General features: G+C 51.3%; 22 protein-coding genes. 1 reads left to right on the top strand and 21 read right to left on the bottom strand.

Going from position 1 to position 19086, the window contains the following annotated elements:
• Positions 1–3 precede the first annotated feature (3 nt).
• The 15 genes from BWI93_RS05380 to BWI93_RS05305 all read right to left on the bottom strand — a co-directional run bounded on the left by BWI93_RS05380 (position 4) and on the right by BWI93_RS05305 (position 15458).
• The gene (locus BWI93_RS05380; protein WP_094809122.1) at positions 4–2460 is read right to left on the bottom strand and encodes a hypothetical protein; all 2457 of its coding nucleotides are present in this window, start codon (positions 2458–2460) and stop codon (positions 4–6) included.
• Positions 2457–4475: a hypothetical protein gene (locus BWI93_RS05375; RefSeq protein WP_094809121.1), complete on the bottom strand. Its 2019-nt coding sequence runs from the start codon at positions 4473–4475 to the stop codon at positions 2457–2459. The genes BWI93_RS05380 and BWI93_RS05375 overlap by 4 nt, the downstream gene beginning before the upstream one ends.
• Positions 4476–6441: 1966 nt before the next feature.
• A complete protein-coding gene (locus BWI93_RS05365; protein ID WP_094809119.1) occupies positions 6442–8373 on the bottom strand; it encodes a tape measure protein in 1932 nt (643 codons plus the stop codon).
• A gap of 216 nt (positions 8374–8589) precedes the next feature.
• Positions 8590–9228 (bottom strand): hypothetical protein, encoded by a 639-nt coding sequence (locus BWI93_RS05360; RefSeq protein WP_094809118.1) that lies wholly within the window; start codon positions 9226–9228, stop codon positions 8590–8592.
• A complete protein-coding gene (locus BWI93_RS05355) occupies positions 9221–9679 on the bottom strand; it encodes a hypothetical protein (protein ID WP_094809117.1) in 459 nt (152 codons plus the stop codon). The genes BWI93_RS05360 and BWI93_RS05355 overlap by 8 nt, the downstream gene beginning before the upstream one ends.
• Positions 9680–9728: 49 nt before the next feature.
• Positions 9729–9953 (bottom strand): hypothetical protein, encoded by a 225-nt coding sequence (locus BWI93_RS05350; protein ID WP_094809116.1) that lies wholly within the window; start codon positions 9951–9953, stop codon positions 9729–9731.
• Positions 9950–10441 carry a hypothetical protein gene (locus tag BWI93_RS05345; protein ID WP_094809115.1) on the bottom strand — a complete coding sequence of 164 codons (492 nt, stop codon included), beginning with the start codon at positions 10439–10441 and terminating at the stop codon, positions 9950–9952. Before BWI93_RS05345 ends, BWI93_RS05350 begins: the two co-directional genes overlap by 4 nt.
• 2 nt (positions 10442–10443) lie before the next feature.
• Positions 10444–10737 (bottom strand): hypothetical protein, encoded by a 294-nt coding sequence (locus BWI93_RS05340; RefSeq protein ID WP_094809114.1) that lies wholly within the window; start codon positions 10735–10737, stop codon positions 10444–10446.
• Complete coding sequence (locus tag BWI93_RS05335) at positions 10734–11078, bottom strand: hypothetical protein (RefSeq protein ID WP_094809113.1); 345 nt, start codon at positions 11076–11078, stop codon at positions 10734–10736. The genes BWI93_RS05340 and BWI93_RS05335 overlap by 4 nt, the downstream gene beginning before the upstream one ends.
• A 20-nt stretch (positions 11079–11098) precedes the next feature.
• Positions 11099–12148, bottom strand: coding sequence for a hypothetical protein (locus BWI93_RS05330; protein WP_094809112.1), 1050 nt, complete (start codon positions 12146–12148; stop codon positions 11099–11101).
• A gap of 24 nt (positions 12149–12172) precedes the next feature.
• The gene (locus BWI93_RS05325; RefSeq protein WP_094809111.1) at positions 12173–12544 is read right to left on the bottom strand and encodes a hypothetical protein; all 372 of its coding nucleotides are present in this window, start codon (positions 12542–12544) and stop codon (positions 12173–12175) included.
• A 61-nt stretch (positions 12545–12605) separates the two neighbouring features.
• Positions 12606–13757 carry a hypothetical protein gene (locus BWI93_RS05320; protein ID WP_094809110.1) on the bottom strand — a complete coding sequence of 384 codons (1152 nt, stop codon included), beginning with the start codon at positions 13755–13757 and terminating at the stop codon, positions 12606–12608.
• 99 nt (positions 13758–13856) lie between these two features.
• Positions 13857–14624 (bottom strand): terminase small subunit, encoded by a 768-nt coding sequence (locus BWI93_RS05315; RefSeq protein WP_094809109.1) that lies wholly within the window; start codon positions 14622–14624, stop codon positions 13857–13859.
• 1 nt (position 14625) lies between these two features.
• Entirely contained in the window at positions 14626–14961 is a 336-nt protein-coding gene (locus BWI93_RS05310; protein ID WP_094809108.1) for a hypothetical protein, read from the bottom strand.
• 44 nt (positions 14962–15005) lie between these two features.
• Positions 15006–15458: a hypothetical protein gene (locus BWI93_RS05305; protein ID WP_094809107.1), complete on the bottom strand. Its 453-nt coding sequence runs from the start codon at positions 15456–15458 to the stop codon at positions 15006–15008.
• Positions 15459–15587: 129 nt separating this feature from the next.
• Here BWI93_RS05305 and BWI93_RS05300 point away from each other — a divergent pair, with 129 nt between their 5' ends.
• The gene (locus BWI93_RS05300) at positions 15588–16148 is read left to right on the top strand and encodes a hypothetical protein (protein ID WP_094809106.1); all 561 of its coding nucleotides are present in this window, start codon (positions 15588–15590) and stop codon (positions 16146–16148) included.
• A 242-nt stretch (positions 16149–16390) separates the two neighbouring features.
• Here the strand turns inward: BWI93_RS05300 and BWI93_RS05290 are convergent, their stop codons facing one another.
• From BWI93_RS05290 to BWI93_RS05260, 6 genes are all read right to left on the bottom strand, one after another.
• Positions 16391–16621 (bottom strand): hypothetical protein, encoded by a 231-nt coding sequence (locus tag BWI93_RS05290; RefSeq protein ID WP_094809104.1) that lies wholly within the window; start codon positions 16619–16621, stop codon positions 16391–16393.
• The gene (locus BWI93_RS05285) at positions 16596–16910 is read right to left on the bottom strand and encodes a hypothetical protein (protein ID WP_141217363.1); all 315 of its coding nucleotides are present in this window, start codon (positions 16908–16910) and stop codon (positions 16596–16598) included. Before BWI93_RS05285 ends, BWI93_RS05290 begins: the two co-directional genes overlap by 26 nt.
• 544 nt (positions 16911–17454) lie before the next feature.
• Positions 17455–18150 carry a hypothetical protein gene (locus BWI93_RS05275; protein WP_094809101.1) on the bottom strand — a complete coding sequence of 232 codons (696 nt, stop codon included), beginning with the start codon at positions 18148–18150 and terminating at the stop codon, positions 17455–17457.
• Between the two features lie 150 nt (positions 18151–18300).
• The gene (locus BWI93_RS05270) at positions 18301–18489 is read right to left on the bottom strand and encodes a hypothetical protein (protein ID WP_094809100.1); all 189 of its coding nucleotides are present in this window, start codon (positions 18487–18489) and stop codon (positions 18301–18303) included.
• A 105-nt stretch (positions 18490–18594) separates the two neighbouring features.
• Entirely contained in the window at positions 18595–18837 is a 243-nt protein-coding gene (locus BWI93_RS05265) for a hypothetical protein (RefSeq protein WP_094809099.1), read from the bottom strand.
• Positions 18834–19086 (bottom strand): DNA methyltransferase (locus BWI93_RS05260; protein WP_141217361.1); only part of this gene is annotated, 253 nt, incomplete at its 5' end. The genes BWI93_RS05265 and BWI93_RS05260, both read right to left, overlap by 4 nt.

The following is a 19086-nucleotide window of genomic DNA, read 5'->3' as shown; positions in this document are numbered from 1 at the left end:
TATTTAGGAGCCGCAAGAAATCGGATCATATACGGGGCCCAGGTACGGATACCCCTCGGAAACGTACTGTTCCAGATACGCCGAATAATCCACTTCTGTAGCCCCAATTTTTATCTTTACTGGTTTCTTCCATCCCGTCATCGCCGCATCAGTACCGCCGAAGCCCGTTTCGGGAATCTGGATATCCAAGCCCTTATCAGCGTACTCACCCGAATAGTCTTCCGTGTTGTAATCCGAAAGTTGCTGCACGGTCCGTAGTTCGCAGGCCCAGCTCGACACACTTACGTCCATGGCTACGTATTCACAACGGGCTTTAGGCAGTTCTTCAACTTTTACCTCGACGACGGTACCAGGCATAAGTAGCGTTACCTCGGCTTCCGTGTGCCCAAAGCCCGAAAGGTACTGACTGCTGGTTTTGAGTCCATCCTGAACCACATCGATCCGGCACGGAAAAGGCGATCCGGAATACACTTCCAGATAGTAGGCCCCTTTTGAAACGGCGGTCGTGGCCGTTAGATTCAGCGTCTTTTCCTCACCAGCCAGACGTACCCGCACCTGGTACGGATTCGGCTGGATCACCAGCTGGGCCCGCTCCGAGGAAAAGCATTTACCCCCTTGCTGATGAAGCGTGAGCGTCTGTTTTCCGGATCGCCCGTAACCACTTGGCATTTCAGCCGACTGCTCGTAGTCACCATCCACCTGATACACCTGTTTTTCAAGAAAAAAAGATCCTTTCAAAAGCGTAGTCAAGGCGATATGGTACCAGTCTTCGTAGGGAGCCAGCATCAAATCGTATTTGTAACTAACCTTTGAGGTTGTAGCCCGGCTCCCGGACGTACTCGTGCTCGTCGTGTCTTCTCGGGCGGCTGTCAGGTTACGCACCGTTCCGGCCAGCCGCATCTGCCAATTACCGACCTGCAGAAATACTGTTTTGCCCGCATAGCGGCTTTTGACGTGGATGGCATTCGACAGGGCAAAGGGCAGAGCCTCCCCTTTCTTTCGTATGCCAATATGCACCAGGCCTTTTTCGCAAGGAAAGCGTACCCAGCCCCGTACGCACTTTCGTTTGGTTTCCACCAGAACGGAAGATCCTGCCACTGAGACAGGGGCCCGGTCAGCCTCAGAAAGCGAGCTGCCTTTTAAAACCCGATTGTAAAAAGGCTTTTCCTCGGAAGAGAAAAACAGTACCGTCGTATCCTCGGCCTTGCCGCCAAGGAGCTTTGCCAGCTCAGCTGCGACCGTGGCGGCGGTATCGCCCGGCTTTGCCACGTAGGCCGCTTCCCGCAGCTCGAAGCGATTGCCCATCATGACATCATCACCGATGACCGCCCGCCACATGATGTATTGCTGAGCCTTTTTTGTCCGCACCAGCTCCTGGATGACGACGGGAGCCGAGGGGTTGACCTGCGTTCGGGATCCGGGAACGTATTTGGGAGCGGGCGTCTGGCCACGGCGGGAACCAACCGTTTTGCCGTCGGGCTGCAAAGCGGTCATCACCTGGTTAACATTCCAGCCTTTTTTTGCTACCACTTCGAAAGTCGTGCCGTTCTGAAGCGTATAGCGAAACGTATTGCCCTCCTCGATCTTATCAGCAATGACTGAAAAGTTGTAGTAGTCCACACCGTTCGAGGTGCTGACGTAGTTAGCCGTGAACTGAACCTTATTCGTATTGACTACCTTCCGACTACCGGGACTGGGATCAAGGGTCCAGACGTTAGGTTTGGGCACCCAAAACAAATCCCGCTCCACCGAGTAACCAATACCCGTGAGCAGATGAGGGATGATGTTCTGGGACGTGTCGCCGGGCCGAATGACGATGTCGGCAAAATTATTAAACCGGACGATTTGCCCCTCCATGAGGTTGGTAAAGGTCCAACGGTACCCGTCCATGGCTGGCTCGTCGATGGGCTGGCCTACCGATTCCGTGTACAGCGTAGGATTATTCACGTTTTGCCGGGAACCACTGCCCAGGCTCGTAGCGATTTCCTTGCCGTTAAACTGACCAGCAAAAGCGGGCCGCATGGTCACAGTAATCAAACTACCCATCCGGCTGGCTTTGGTCTGCACGTCCGTTTTGGCTTCCAGCCAGGCTACGATTCGGTTTAGCTCTACTTCCTGCCCAGCGGAACCCACCTCGTAGGTGCCAAAGTACTCGGTCCCATCGATGAGCACCGCGAATTGCTTACCCGGCGTAAGGGCCCCGAAGGCTAGTCTAAAGCTCACCATTCCATCATCTTCGAAAAGACGCAGGCCGCCCCGTTCCGGATAGACGTGCTCAGTTCCCGTAGCACAAAGATTTGCTTGGTAGGAAGTGGAATACAGAACTACTTCCGCCTGATCTAGGGGCAACGTGCCCAGCACGGATTTGTCGAGTTCAAAGGCCCAGTCATCCAGCGGAGCTGCTTGCAGGGGAAGCCGCTGCGGAAATTCTGGGAAGGGCGAAAAATCAATGATTTTCATAAAAGTAAGTAGGCTACAATCTCCGCCTCGGAGTCAGAAGTGGATGGACGAAAACTAACCGACTGTACCAGAGCCTCCCTCATGCCCTCCTCCGTCTCGACAGAAATGGTCTGGCCAATACCCGCGTAAGTATCCATTTCGATCTTGGTATTGATGTGAATTGCCCGACGGGAAAGCAGCGGAGTACTGGGGGGAAAGTTTCGGTTTTCGGCCAGGCCATCAAGTACCGCCCGGTAGTTGCCCTCCCCGGCGGAAAACGTCATCTGGCCAGAGGCAGAAAGCAGCGGAAGCCACCGCCGAACGGCCTCCGTGGGCCGAATGGAAAGGTTCACGGCCTGCTTGACATTCAGTACGGCCGTAGCATTATCATCGCCCGTTTTCGCCCGGTACCCGCCGATGGCCGCATCAAAGACCGCGATGACTACAAACAACTTTTCATCGAAACTCCAGTCTTCGCGGGCTTCATCGGTTCCAATCCGGCTGCGGCCTTCCTGAATGATGTAGGAAGATCCTATCAGCTCGGATCGGATGTCCAGCTCTTTCTCTACCGCCTTAATATATGTAGCGTACTCGCGGAAGGAGTTGATTTCATCGAGGCCAAAAGGACTGCCCGCCTGCCATTCGCTAAAGCCTACTTTTACCCTGGAAAAGAGCCAGTTTTCCGATGATTCTTCAAACAGCTCATCCACTTCTCCTAGCGGGTAAGCGATTGCGTTCCCGATCATGCGGGGTTTCGGCTCGATGATCATCGTATTGCCGGAAACTTCAGCTCCCAGGCAAAGCAGGCCATCCAGCCCCTTAAATAGCTGCTCGAAGGATACCCCAAAATCAGACGACAGCCCCCGGATGTTCTTACCAGAGGTGATAAACAGTTTTTCTCCTTCCAAAAGGCCCAGATTCACCTGAGCATCAAGCCCCGTATTCCGCTTGAGTAAGTCTTTAATCAAAGCCTCCCCTTCAAAAAACAATGGATCGACGGGTTGCTGAGCATCTGGTTTAAAGACCTCGACCGAGAGAAAACTATCGGCCTGATAATCGAAGAGAAAATCCGTGCTGGGTGTATCGGAAAGCACCCTAAAGGAAAGGCCCCTATAAAACAGCCAGGCACCCACCGATTGAAGCGTGACGATTTCATCAAAGAAAAAGATGTGCTCAGTCAGCTGCTGCGTAAGCGGCAGATCAGCCACCGTCACCCGGCTGGTGACATCGCCCGCGTTCGTTGCGTAGCTGCTGCCGCCCTTGTCGTATTCCAGGACCATCTGAAACGAGCCACCAGCTACAGAATACGCTTGTAAGTGAATCATGCCCACCACCCGCACGGTAATGTCCTGATAGTCCTCGACCTGTGTTTCTTTAAAGCCCGTAACGTTGTAAGCAATTCGCCACTCTTCGCGGGAAGCGTTTAGATCGGTTTGATCGGGCCGGAAGGGCGAAGGTACGGCATGCCAGGCAAGGCCGGTTTTCTCATCGACCACGCCAAAGTTCTTGACGTCAGTACCCGTTTTCACGGTTTCCCAGACTGGATAGTGCGAAAGGTCTTTTTCATCTGCTCCCTTGTACGAGTACTGGGGAAAGTCCGGAGCGATTTCGTGACTGGCAATCGCATTATCAGGCCTTGAGGGCAACTGTACTCGCTCGCTGGGCGTAACAGTTACAGTATTGGTGGCCGTGGTCAGAAAATCGCGTACTGACTTCTGCATTTTCAGACTACAGGACACGTAATCACTACCCACTTTCGCCTTGGCAAAATCCAGATTTCCCGAAAAGACGAGCTGCTCATCCAGACGAATGTCGAGCGATACCTGAGCCTCCACCGCCTCGCGTTTCCAGGCCGCCCGGGCGATGCCTACGGAAATCTCATCCGTAAAGGTCAAATCACCTGCCTCCCCGTAGCCAATGCCTGGGGATAAGAAGCCGAAATAGACGGCATGACGTTCTTTTTTAAACGCCATGCCGTCAAAGCCCTGCGGCTCTTCGACCTCTACGCCATCCATGAAAAAACGATAGCAACTCATGAGCCGAAGTATTGATTGTTAAGAAATTGAATGCGGCGGTTCTTCTCAGCCTCCCAGACCTTGAAGCCCCGACGATCGATGGTAATGTTGGTTTTCTTGAGGTTGTCAAGCTTGCGACTGACCCCTTCCATCAAACGCTCCATCTTTTCGTTCGGGTTGGTAGTTTTGGCATACTCCTTGCCCTCCAGTGCGAAATAGTGTCGACTCGTCAGCGTCTGATACAGCTCAGCGGTACGCAAGAGCCCGTCATTGTTTAGGCCCAGGTCCTGTTTACGCTTATTCTGCTGCACGGTCAGCACTGATTCGCCCCGGGTGAGATAGGCGGGTACGGTATCGATGCCCGAGGGGAACTCCCGCTTATCATCGACGAATTCGGTACCCGTAGCGTAGAATTTGGGAGCTTTCTGTTTAGCAATCTTAGCCACAGCAGCGATTGTAAATGCTCCAATGGTAGCCGCGAAAATGGCTCCAAGGACCGGGTTACCACCCGCTGCAAAAAAGGCTTGAACTGAAGCTAATGCACCCGCACTGATAGTCTGGCTTATTTTGCCCGCCTGATCTGCCTTCCAAGCTTTGAGCTTTAACGCTGCCTCCTCTTTCCTCTGCCGTTCTTGGAGTGCCTTTTCTTCCCGATCCTGACGATCCTGAAGCTGTTTTTTCTGGGTTTCATTTCCCTGAAAACCATCAAGGTCGGCCTTGTGACGCTTCTGCAAAGCTTCCATTTCGGCCTGATTGCGGTCCGCTGCGGCTTGGGCCAGGGCTGTGTAGCGTTCGCTTTCGGCAGAAAAGAAAGCGGCACTAGCGGCAGACAAAGCAGTAATACCCAGGGTAGCCTTATCCATCCACGTAACCTCCCCTTTGTCCCGTTTATCTGTAAACTGCTGGTAAGCGGCCAAAATATTGGCAAAAGCTCTGAGATTCGCATTTTCAGTTTGTCCTAAAAGTTGAATGATCATTTGCGTGGACTCACGCTCCAGTTGACGGCGACGTTCAGCTGCCGCATTTTCCCGATCTGCCTGTTTATCGGCTAGTCTCCTCCGCTCTTCATCAACTTGGTTTTCAAGCTTGATAATGCGGTTTCGTGACTCACGTTCTTCGTTCTCAGATACCTTGCTGACCTTTCTTTTGTATTCAAGATTCAGTTTCTCACGGAAAATCTCTTGCTGTAAAGAATTGATGTGAATCGTAGCTATGAGGTTGTCATACTTCCGCTGAATAGCAATACGTTCCATTAAACCACGGGCATCCCGAAGTTCCCGCTCACGAGCTTGCTCCAGTCCTATCTCCTCACGTAGCCTCGCCTGTTTTACGAGTAGCTCATGGTACTCGGCATCGAGCTTCTTTTGCTCCTCGAGTTCCTTTTTCTTCTGCTCTAGGATTTTATCCTTGATCTGCTTCTCGTGCTCCAGTAGGTCATCGGAAAGCTTCTTTCGGTCTTCCCGCTCATCCTTGAGTGTCTTACGGCGTTTCTCTTCGTATTCGGCCCGGATTTCATCAATCTCCGTCTCCGTTTTCTTTTCAAAACGTGCTTTAGAAATAGCAATCCGTTCATCGGCATTGATAAGCAAAAGGCGTTTGGCCAGCGAGTCCTCCATGGCTAGTACCTCCGCCCGGCGTCTAACCAAATCATCATCGTGCCACTTCTTTTTCGCTTTATCTTCCTTCTGGCCGTTGACAACGACGAGGCCATGCTGCTCCTCATACTGTTTTTTTCGAGCCAGGTACGCATCGAGCTGCTGCTGTTTCTCCTTTCGCTGCTCCTCAGTCAGGTTCTTACTGCCCTTCAGCTCGCTTTCCAGTTGCTTGATACGTTTGAGGCCTAAATCATAATTACGCTTCTCAAACTTCTCTTGAGCCTCATTCCGCTTTTGCTTTTCATTGGAAATCGCCCGATCCTCTGAATCAAGTTCCTGCATAGTCTCAGAGACCTGTCTAGCCCGAGGCTTGACGAGTTCGAGTTCAGAAATCAGATCTGCGATGTAAGGATCGGTATTCTTGCCAGCTGTACGCTTGATGTAGGACTGAGCCTCCCGGATGACACCGGCGATATCACGAGAGATGGGTTTGAAATTGGCATCGGCTTCCTTGAGACGGTTGATGAGATCAAGCTCCGTCTGATACATCTCCTTGCGTTTCTCGCCGTTCTGCTCGGCTGGTAGGCAAGGCGGGCATTCTCAATCCGGTTTTTATATTCCCGGTTTACAGCTGCCAGGATATTAACCAGCTCCCGGTTAGAAACCTTCTCCAGATCAAGTCCCCGCAACAGGTCCGGATACTGCTCATTGAGGTTTTTAAGCACGCGGATCCGTTCGCCGTTGGCGGCATTGGCCGTTACCACGGCACTCGTGAGGGCATTGAGTGTATCCCGCTCGGCCCGGAGCTTGCCCTCCTCTTCGCCGATCGCACTGACCACTTCAGTACTGGCTCCTTTCCAGAGCTGATAGGCCGTAACAGCCAGGCCGATGGCTCCCACGATCAAACCAATCGGATTTGCTCGAAGCGTGGCCCAAAGGCCTTGCTGAGCCAGATTCAATTGACCCGTGACAGCGTACAAAAGGCGGTGACTACCCACTAGCTCCAGATCAGCCGCCACTTCCAGCCGCTTCTGCACGGTGATTGCAGCAGATACGGCCCGGTAGGTGACGTACATCGCAATCAGAGCTTTGATGTAGCTAATCGTCCGGTTTACTGCACTTTCACTGCCCAGGCTGGCCTGAATGAAGTCGTCAGCCATGCCTAGCAGATTCATGCCGGTTTGCTTGAGGCGGTTACCCACCCGCACCAGGCCCTGATCAACGGTATCAGAAAAGTTAGAAAGACGGCCCGCCAGGGTTTGCGACTGCTTACCCATGAGATTAAAGAACTTGCCGCCTTCAGCGGAAGTCGAGGAGATGGCCGCCTTTACCATTTCAAAGGAAACGGCTCCCTCGGTTACGTCCTTTTGAATCTGGGCGGTGGTCTTGCCGGATTGCTTGGCCAGCAGCTCCAGCAGAGGAACCCCGGCCTCGGTGAACTGCCGGACCTCCTGCCCGGTGAGTCTACCTAACGCCCGCACCTGACCATAAGCCAGCGTTAAAAAGGGAAGCTTTTCTTTGCCGACGCCAGCGGCGATGTTACCCAATTCCTCGATAGTTTTGACAACATCACCAGAGGCAATGTTATAAGCCAGCAGTTTGGTCGTTTGCTCCTGGACCTCACCCAGCGTAAAGGGCGTACGCTTGGCAAAATCAATGACCTGACTATTGAGCTTATCGGCATTGAGTTTGGATTGCAACATCGTCTCCAGGCTGATGCCGAAAGATTCCGCATTGCTGGTTACGTCTTTGAGCTTATTACCAAACTGCGTGAGAGCCGCCGTAGAAAGAGCCGCCGTCGCGTAGTTATGAAGCGTACGGAATTGATTGGAAGTGCCTACGGTTGTCTGGCCTAACCCCCGCATCCCACCATCTACGCGGGCGATCTGGCGTTGCAGGTCCGAAAGCTGAGCATTATACTGCCGAATCTCCTTGTGAGACATGGCACGCTCACGGGCTTTTTCAACCTCGGCGTATTTGGCTTTCAGGTTTTCGAGAATGCCCTTTTCCCGTTCCGCCTCGCGTTTATTGGCTTCGGCCCGGGCCTTGGCAGCTTCAGCAGCACGTTTGGCGGCCTCCTCAGCCCGGCGATTAGCTTCGGCCAGTTCGCCTTGAATACTGACGACCCCTTGTACCAGTGCTCTTTCTCTGGAGGCGGAGGCTTCCGCTGCGGCGGCTCGGGTTTTGGCCGCCTCGGCTAATTTGTAATTCTGTTCGGTAAGCTGTTTTTCAATGGAAAGCAGAGAATTCAGTTGCTCAGCAACGACATTCTTGCCCTCCATGGACGCCTGAAGCTTCAGGCGAATATTGTGATCCTGATCCACGTATCATAGGCCTATCAGGGGTTCGTTGCAAAATCATTGGATGATTTTGCCGGGTTACTCATTTTCTTCAATTCCTCTTCTTCCCGCGATTTCTGAGCCTGCCACGCCAGACGGAAGTCTAAATACGCTTGGATAGTAAGTCCGTCAAGCTCTCGTATTCCCTTAGCATCTCCGTTCGCAAGAGCATATTTTTCAGCGTAGAACTGGCGATGTTGCTCAACCCGCCAAGCATCGACGCTTTCTCGGAGGCCAATACGCTTGCGGTTGCTCCCGTCTGCACCAGGTCTCTGAGCTGGAGTATCGTCTGTTCGAGTTCCTCCGTAGGCATCGACAACGCGTCCGATGGCAACAAAGCACTGATTGGCGAAAAAAAAGCTCCTTGTTATTGATAAGCTCGGGATCCTGAATCCAGCGTTTGATCTTTTCCTCCGCGTACAACTCATCATAGCGGGCAGGGTCTTCGGTCTGATCGAAAAAGAATACGGAAGCTTCGCGGTACAACGCTTCCGGATGTTTAGCCAGGCGGCGAATGCTGACCAGTGAATTGTAGGTCATGGCCTCATCGATGAACTCCAAAGCCTCCTCCTGCTGTCCACCGGCTACCATCGCCCGGATGGTGGCCCAGGAATCCCGTTCGACCCGGAAAAACTCATCGACGTCGATGGCCGTAAGCTTCCATTTGTCGTGAAATTCGCTCATGGTCGATAGCTCGAACCACTTGGAATAGGTCATGTTAAAGCCCCGGTGCGTATGCTTATAGTAATCCACACCCAGGGAATGAAAGGCGAATTCTTTAGTATCGCAGTCTTCGAAGGCTTTCGAGGCCTTACTGGTCTCTTTTGAAAAATCAGGCATAGTTGGTGAGGCGATTAAAAGAGTAGGTTACTACCCCGAATTTGTATTCGTTAGGAAGGTCTTTCAGTTCGAGGTTCCAACGCCGGGCGTTGAAGGGCCCCACACTCGTAGAAAGCTGAGGGTAAAACAGTCCGAAGGCGTCGTCAATGGCGTGGGCAGAAAAGGCAGAAACGCCTACTTTTTCAGCCCAAACTAGCTCCACCCGGTGCGTTAGATTAGATCCAAAGTCCCCGGGCGTAGAGCCTTGCGAGCCCAGCATGTGAAACCACTGTACATCCGCTCCAAAATCAAAGGACAGTTCCTCCAGATCAGGATCGGATTCTTTGATGAGGCGACCCACAACGCCCTCCCCGTCCACTGCCTGACGCACTAAGCCATAGGCCACTGTGCTATAATCGCAGGGGTTAAACTTGTCAGACAAAAATTCGTCAATGAGTTGCCAAGGATTCATAGCGTTACAAAAAGTGAGAAAAGCGTAATAAAAAGCGGCAAAAGCGTACTTAAGACTGCCGAATTCGTGATAAAACTTCGTCAATCGTTGCCACCTCGTTTCGAAGTACTTCATCGCTAGACTGAGCAAACTCGATTCTCAAATCCAGCAACTCATCCATATCAAGGGCAAAGCAGGCATCCGCTAATCGTTGCATGGCATCCTCGCGGTTTCGTTGCTTTTCGAACGCGGAGAGATTGATCGGAATACCGATAAAGAATCTAGGCTCACTCATAATGTAATCCGCTCGTTTACTGCATCAGCAAGGCCTGCGGAGATGACTTGTTTTTCGCCTTCAGTGGGATAAAAAGAGTCCCCAAAGTACTCCTCCAGATAACCCGCAATCTTACCCTGACTATCGTCCGTAAATCCAGCCTGCACGAGCACGGATCCATCAACCTGCACCTCAGGCGGCAACACCTGAAAGCTTCGCATCAAGTCCCCTGAATCAGTAAAATCAACACGTTCAGTCTGCCGACCACGCTTTGCCCGGTTACGGCCGTAATACTTCGAGTAGGCTCCCAGCCGCTTCGTAGCCTTGGTGATCAGGCTTTGACCATCGGTACCCTGTCCTTTCTGCTGAATACGCCATTTGACCACGGCTACGTGATCAAGGGCCGACTGCGTGAGTATCTTCGGTAGATCACCTTCCAGATGTACCAGGCCCTGCACAACCAGCTGCACGACATCAGGAGTATTTTGGTTTAAAGAGACTGAATACATGGCTAATGCTTTTTTGGATCGAACGGGAAGGCTGCATAGGCCTCCTCTCCTTTCACCCAGACCCCCTGACACTCATCACTGAACTCAAATTCCGCGAATGGTACCAAGCCTTCCAGCCTCTCGATTTTGAGCGTGTAGCAGATATAGCCCTCAACGGGTTTCTTCTGCTGGGTGAGCTTCACGGAGAGTACCCGGTGTACGGAGCTAACGGTGTGGTTTTTCCGGAACTTGACGTAATAGCGTCCAACTTCGGGCACCGGGTGATCAGGGGTCAGGAAATAGTATTGCGTTTTCATTGAGCAATGGGCTCAGGCACTTCGAAGTAGTTTTCCTCGAAGTAGCTAGGCTTTACGGGCCAGAAATGCCAGCCTAATTCCTGAGTAAAACCCTTAACGATGTAATCGCCGACACTGGCGATTTGGACGCCTTGACCGCTTTCTTTAGTCTTGAGTTGAAAACCATCCCGGCAAATCATCGCACAATAGTCCTCCCACTTTTCTTCCGCAGTCCAGCTTGAGCGGTTGTGAATGTCATGGTCATCGCTAAGCTGATTCACGAAGCGATAAACCTCTTCGATGTTGTTTCGCTGTAGTTGTACAGCTTCTACGACTACGGGTTTTTTCTGATAAAAGGCCATATAAGTTGTGTTTTGATTGGTTAAACGCTTGAAACAATACCGATGCAAAAGGCCTCGTCATCACAACTCCAGCACAGAGATTGGCCGCGGAGGTCTATGGCCTTTACAGCTCGAGGGATGACCTGATTGAATTCCTTTCGCCATGCGTCCCGCTTTTCAAGGGCAAATTCAAGGTTAGTCTTCGCAGAGTGGTTCAGTTCCTTACTGCCCAGCTTCTCATCCATGAGCAGGGAGCCGCATAGCAGCCGGTAGGCGTACGCCAAATCGCGGGAGTATTCGGTCAGAAAGGCCTCCATGCTACCCACCAGGCGAACATCAATCTGTAAGCCCGTCTGCCCTTCGTCCACCTGCACAGTATTCTGCTGGATAGGTGTTACCCCTTTCGGCATAGAGCTAGGGAACACGCGAAACGTACTATCCGCCTTCCAACCATTGTCTGCGTTGGCTGGATAAATAGGAGCCCCGGTCACGAAATCACACCATTTGCCCGAATCCGCTGCGTACAGCGTCAGGTCCGTGCAATCAATGCCGATGAGCAGGTGAGCCCCGCGTTTTAGATCTACCTGCTGGCCAATCGTAATTTCGGTTTCACTCGTCACAGTCTGGGAATGCAGCTCTTTGCCCGTGCTCATATCCCAAATCTTCAGCGTTGAAGCAAACTCCTCCTCATCGCAATACAGCGTAGCCGTATGAAACTGGAGAGTAACCCATTTACTAGGCGGCGTGTGAATCTCCCAGCATTCCCAGCGGGCTGAGGGCTGGAATACTTCGCCCTTTGCTCTGGATTCAAGGGGAGCCGTCTGAGCCAGTACCCGCTCAAAGACCAGACGGCCAGCCAGAGCGTTTTTAACCGCTTCGCCCATGGATTGCCAGGCAAGTCTTTGAATCCGCTCCCACATAGTCTTACCCGTTTCGCCGCTACGAAGCTTTTCGGGCAGCTCCTGAGTGATACCGGGCAGATCATCCAGCCACATCGAAGGCTGCGTGCCTTCCGAAGGCGTAACGCCCTTGAGGCCCACCAGGGCGGCAAACGGGTTTTCGGGTTCTTTGCCCAAAGCTTCCAGTTTCATACTTTCTTATCTGCATATTTGAAATTACGAAGCTAAAATAGTGGATTCGTTTAAGATTCCGTCATAGCTGCTCGTCTTGAACCTGATCTCGTTGTATTGACCTATCTCATCCTTCCAAAAAACCGGCTCATGGGCGGGCTCAACCAGGTATACTTTAATGGAAAAGGGTACGTACCAGTAAGGCGGAAGATCTTCCGTGATGGATTCGGTTAGCAGCAGCAGTACACTCCCGTCTTCAAATACTTTGGTTTTCTGCTTATGGACTTTGGACCGCCCCCTTAGCTCTATTTCAACAATGGTGTAGGCATGAAGGCCCGTCATGATCGTAATGCTACCGGTCTTGGTTAGGGCGAGGTGTTTGGGATGTTCGCGAAAAGTTCTACAGGCAAAGCACATAAGTTTAGGTTTTTGCAAACGAGCCCGCAAACGAGATTTCACGGAATCGCCTGAGTGTGAATTAGTTTTCGTTTGCAGGTCTTCGATTCGTGTACCAATCGTAACAAATGTTGTAAATCAAATAACGGTACGTATCGCCAGCGTGGCCATAATTGTGTTTGTCGGCATGAGCTTTATCCAGGCCTCCATCACTCCGCATTCGCATCAGCTGAATATCCGCATTGGTGATCGTCATCGATGGATCCGTGGTGATGTTGAAATGCTTGATAACCGCGTTACACACTACCCGGGCGTTTACCGTTTTCGGGTTGGCCTCGGGCACTCGGAACGAAGTAAAGACCACCCCAGCGTCCTGCAGGTAGCTTTCGATAAGTTGATAAGCGGCCTGGTTATCCACAGTCAGGGCATTGCGACTATTGCCGGAGGCATCCCCCGTAATGATCATCACCGCCCCCGGATACTTTAGAGCGACGTCTTTACAGAGCTGCTCCAGATCCATTCCGATGCCGCCCTGCTGATACTCTTCAAGCCCCCTGACCTCCCGCTTATCAAAATCAATCTGGTAAACGGTCAGCGAGTTTCGAATGTTAAAGTCAAAGGATAGGTAGATTGGAAGCTCAGGATCGTAGTAATTTTTCTGAACGTTCCGCTCGGTCGTCCAGGCATGAAAAAACGGATTGCCTTCCAGCTCTACAAACTCGGCCTCATACTCCTGCGTAAAGGTTAACGCATCCAAATCTTCTTTTGCCATCTCCACCTCCTCCGGATCGATGTAGGGATTATCGACGGTTCGAAAGTGGAAAGACTTCCAGTTTGATTTCGTCTTTTCGTTCTCCGTAAGCTTGAAGAAATAGCTCTGTCGGCCTTTTGGCGTGGACATAAACCACGCATCCCCCTTGTAATCGGTCAGCGTGGGCCGGATTGCCTGATTCCACGCGGTTTCCAGATTCTCTGTGATCGCTGCCTCATCGACTACGACCCGTTTGTATTTACGACCCCGCGAAACGTTATCATCCTGAAGCGACCAGAAATCAATCACGGCCCCATTGATCAGGCGTAGGGTTTTCAGCTGCTCGTCTTTGCTGGAGATAACTGGTGTCATCATAGCCTTGAACTCCGCCCAGAAGGTCGCCAGCATCTTGTACGTAGGTGCGTAGTAAGCAGCGGGCATGGCATCATCCAGAGCCGTTTCGCATAACAGGTCTTTGGCCATGTCGGATTTGCCGAAACGCGACCGCAGCGGACGACATTAAAACGCTTGGCATGATCCCGGATGTACTGCTGATTCTCGTGAAGTTCTGGAATGACTAACTCAATCTTCATGTGCTTCGCCTGGTCTAGGGGTTCGTTGGCGTATTACCGTTACTTCGATTTTGTTATCTACGGTTGCAATGTTCTTGTACTTGCCATGGAGCTGTAGGATCTTATCCGCTGCGGCCATTGAATCCTGCAACTCAACCTCAGGCCCGAATTCCCCGAACTTGAGTTTCTTGATTCGGCCCAGTTCTTTGTCTTTAGCCAGGGCGGCCAGATCAATCTCAACCCGCTCTGAAAGGATGGGCTCGCTATCCACGTACGCAAAAGCTTCAGCGTTTCGCTGCACCTCCAGCCTTAGCCGAACGATTTGCCGCCTGCGGGCTGCCTGTGCCTTCTGGTGAAGAGCCAACTCTTTCTCTTCAAGGCCTGCTTCTTTCGCATACTCGTCCTCAAAAACAATTTGCTCCTCGATCTCCTGAATCCGATCCACGTGCAACTTTTTGACTAGTTGCGTTTTGAGCGTAGGCACAATCACCAGATAGTCGTTCAAGCGACTATTGGCAATGTCACTAATGATCTTGGTCGCCTGTTCCGCCGTCATGGCCAAAGCGTCCAGTCTCCGCTTAATCTCCGCAACTATGTACGGTTTTGACAGGTTTTCACTTCCAATCTGTCTGGCCGACTTTGCAGAATATCCCGCCCTGAGAGCTGCTTGCGTCGCATTACAGTCTACGCAATACTCCTCCACAAACCGCCACTGCTTATCGCTAAACTCCTCCGGTTTCTTGGGAATTTCAATTTCATCCTCCAGCTCTTCGGCCATATTAGTACATCGATAAGTCCTCGTATTTGTCAACAACCGTGACCGCCTCCTCCTGCTTCTGGCCCTCGTACTTCAGCTTCACCTGAACCACCGAGCCAGGTGCGGGCCTTTCCTTGCACGGAACACCCAGATACGTCGTACGGCGGTCGAATCCGGAATTAGGTTTATACCCGTCAATCCGGAACTCCTCGCGGTACTTGTAATCGCCCAGCTCGAAAATGATCTTTCCTTTACAGGCCTTTGGCTCCGTGTGCGAGAGTTCCAGCCAAAACAGGTAAGGGAACTCGTAAGAGTCCCCGTTTACCTTTTTCGTAATTGTGTGCGTAATTTGAATCATACTTACAAAATAACATATATGAAATTATGATTCACGAAAATAAACTATTCGTGGTGCATTTTAACGCCCATGGCTTCCAGGTCCAGACGAATATTGATGGGCGGCGTAGCTGAATAGCCAATGAGCAAAGCACCAGAGCGAAGAAACTCCCACCGGGCCCAGAAGTTATTGGTTGACCAGATCGAATAGTTCGTACCATCTGGCGTACGAAAGCACTGCACGTCTCCTACTCCCTGTTGTTTGTTGCCTTTGAATACCATCGAAGGGTTCTCAATTTCTACGGGGTCTAAAAAAGGATCATCCAGTCCAATGCTGTTAACAAAGCCCAGGATGATCGTATCCAAAACGTTGGCCGCTTCCTGCTGTTTACACTGGCTGTTACGCAAACGCAGCAGATCCAGAATGCCGGAAGCTTCGTTCGGGTTTTCTTTCTTAAGGATATTCACTTTATAGAACTGTTCGTCCGTGAATACAAGGGGTGTGATTGGTTGTTCCATTATGTCAGTAAAAATTTAGTGTTTCGGAAATTCTGTCATTTTTAAATCCCTTGTTATCAGGCAAATCTGGATTAATTACAATGGCTTGCTTCTGGTAGGAGTAGTATTTGTACCAACTCCAATACACGAATGTCAACTTTCATTGAATTAGAACCCACTGTCCCAGGCACAACTATTGAGGCCAGTTTGCCAACCATTAAAGCAGCTATCGAAAACATTGTCCAAAGGTTTAACATTGGCGAACTTGAAGCCTATGAAAAAACCATTGTCGATGGGCGTTACCTTGGCGTCTGGATTAACGAAGAAAGACACCAAAGGACTAAAGGCAGCGAAATCAGATTATTCAACTATCAAAATCGCCTCGACCATGACTTTGATAAAAACAAAAGTTTGATGGTAAGCTGCGAGGCTTCCGGGTGGCCGTTTTTATATCGTTTTCATCCTTCAAATACAGAAATCAAACGACCTGAAAAAATCTACTTTGAGGACTACCCCCTTAGCCAAATCGGGATCATCGTAGAACCAATTCCATCTTTTTTTGAAGTCCATGACCATATCATAAACGTTTCGCTTGAAGAGTTGAGAGAATACGTCAAAGCTTTGAATGAGGATATTAGAAAAGTCAAAGAGGAACTGACGCAATTCGCCTTGGAAAAGATACAGGAGCGAAGAGAATCCCTAGCCCAGTAATCACTTCCACAAATCCCGATTGATTCGCTCAGTCGGGATTTTTTTGAACTGAAACCCGAACTCCGCCGCTTTCATAAAAGCTGAGGCCTGTCCCTGATCCGGGAACTCGAAATAAAACCTTCGCCCTTTCAGGCCTACGTAGTTGTTTTTGATCCCTGGGTTTTTCTTGTACGCATCTCGGATTCTGACCAAATCGTCACGCGACATCTCGCTGTACTCAATAAAGCATCTTACGGGCATGGCTAATTGACAGTTAAAAAATCAGTAAAATACACCAACTCAATTTCGAAAAAGAGGGATTGTCCTTCGCGGATCGGATCGCTGACGATCGCCACGCACGGGTACTGGTCGGGCTTGGGGATGGGGAGCCATTCCGGCACGGTGCATCCGGGAGCCGCCTCCTCGTACTGCAAGCTCCGGGTGAGCACGTGCCGCAGGTAGTGTTCCTTATCGCGGATCAGCGTCTTCTGCATAGGTTTCGATCTCATCAATGATTAGCGGAGGGTAGTCACCTTCCGGAAGTGGACAGGCAACGCCTTGGCCACCACTCTGCATACGTTCTTTCAATCCTGGGAGGTCACAGAGGGTATAGCTTCCCACACCTGAGAATTCATCGACCACCCGTTCCGCCGCCTCGGTTGGATCGCGTTCTTTATCGGCAGTATGCAAGACGAAGCCACGTATACCGTTGCCGCCCAGGTCGGCCCCGCCCACCAGCGTCAGATCTTCCGCGTTCAGGGCAATATGGAGCTGGTTAACCATGTCGCTGGTTACCGTCTCGGTAGTAGTGATGATGAGTTGTTTGATCATTAATCTAAAGGATTAAACGGTTCATAAATAGATTCAAAGAGTCCCCGGAGGGTTAAACGACTAAGGGCCATGTACATGACTCGCATTTCAGCCCGCAGGTCGCGGCAGTCAAACTCATGTTTTGTCCGAAACTCTGTGTTCATGTACCACCGCAAAGAATTAGGATGAAAGTTTGGATAACAGATTCCTTTGTCAGTTACTTCCAATAGCAACCACCGTTCTGGAAGCTCCTCGGCTTTTATTAGTCCTTTAGGAACGCAGAAAATACGGTAACGCCCCATACCTCCCTGTTGGCGGTGTTTTTTCTTTCGATCTGCTAGAAAATCACTACGACTTACCTTGCACTCGATCACCACACAATTATCAGATCTGAATCCGAGTACATCTGGACACTCAGGGTCAATACTACGAGCTCCCGGAAAGTGACTTTCCATCCGTTACGTTTGAGCCATTTTTCAGCCAATCGTACGAGCTGTTGATGAGTATAGGGCATGAGTTATACGGGAGTTGGAAACTCTTCCAGATTGGAATTGTATTTGATGACCGTCGCCGTTTCACCCTTTCGGGTCATGTTCCAGGCTTTAAAGCAGAGGGCAAGCCGCTCTTCAGGACTCAAATAGTAACGCCCCATCTTCGCTTGTTCAAGCTTCTGCCGTAGTCGCGTGACAGGTTCATTTTCGGCAAGTCCCAACCCCTTGGAAAGCTTCTTTAAGAATACCCCCGCCGCCTCGCTATCGATTCCATGGAGAGCAAAATGCAAAACCGTCCACTCGGTACGGGTCAGAAACTTACCACGGCTAGAGACGGAAGCAGAGAACTGCATACTGGCCTCCAGATCGAGCTGCTGAGCGTACTCCAAGACATCCGTTGAATTGACTCGTCCACGTGCCCGGATAGTGCCTCGCTCCAGCTTGATGATGGTAGTCACCACCGCCGATAGCTGAGACGTGCTGGTGTAGCCGTTGAAGTTCAACACGTCCGCAGCCGAGCGAGGTCTGCCCTGGTCGATGACGTTCTGAATCTGATCCGAGCAGGCATCGGCCACCTGCATCTCGATCGGGATTCCTGCCTTGATGACGGCGTGCAGGCGGTGCTGGCCATCGAGCAGCTTGCCATCGGCACTGATCTTGATGGTTTCGCCCGTATCCCGGAGCCACTGGCCAGCCTTCATCATGGCGGCGTATTCCTCCACCCGCCTCTGATTGATCTTGCGATTGCCCTCGTTTTTTCCAGCAGCTGGGCGGCGAGTTCAGGCGTTACGACTTGAGTTCTGAAAAACATAGCACGATTCGTTAAGGTGAATGGGAGTTCCGTGCTAATTTTTTGCACGGAACATGGAGACTTAAAGCTTTCGCAGGTTCACCAGCTCACGCTTGTAGTACTGGAGCGAGTCTTGGTACAAGTGAATGGTATCGTTGTGCTGCTGGTGCTGCCAGTGCATATCCTCAAACAATACGCCATAGAGGTTAATGGCACTGACGATGGCTACTACCGCCAGGCAGTAAAGAATAGAAAGCAGGGTCTTTTTCATGATTGCTTGATAAATCGCTTCCAGAGAAGCATTCGCCTGATATGTTCAGTACTCGAGTAAAAGGGAGCCTGGTACCGGATCTGGCAGGTGACACAGAGGAGTATTTCACGTTTTGCTGCCATCGCCTTCGAATTTGGAGCAGGTCGGCCAGTTCGCCCGGTGATCGGTGGCCGGACTGTTAGTATTGCCCCGGTAGCTACACTTAAAGTACTTGTCACGGCGGTCGATGAAGTGCTGGCAATGCTTGCAGCGGTATTCCTCGGGGCCCCGACCGTACGTAGTTACCATCGGGTTCCCTTTCTTGTGAGGGGTGGGAGGCGTAGGTACCTCCCCAAACAGATCGTTCATGCTGCCTCCTCTTCAGCACCCAGCAGATCAAACAGCGTTGGTACCGAACGTTTGTATTCAGCTTCACGGCAGTATTTGACGCCATCCGCGAAGTACTCCGGATTCAGTTCACAGGCGTAACCTCTTCGGCCCAGGCTGATCGCTGAATAGGGAACGCTCATCAGTCCGCCGAAGGGATCGTAGACAAGTTCCCCAGGATTCGTATAGCGACGAATGACCCGCTCGACAATATCCAGCTGAAAGGGACAG

The sequence above is a fragment of the Siphonobacter sp. BAB-5385 genome (assembly GCF_002261125.1).
Lineage (GTDB): Bacteria > Bacteroidota > Bacteroidia > Cytophagales > Spirosomataceae > Siphonobacter.
This window is presented reverse-complemented; position numbering and strand designations above follow the sequence as displayed.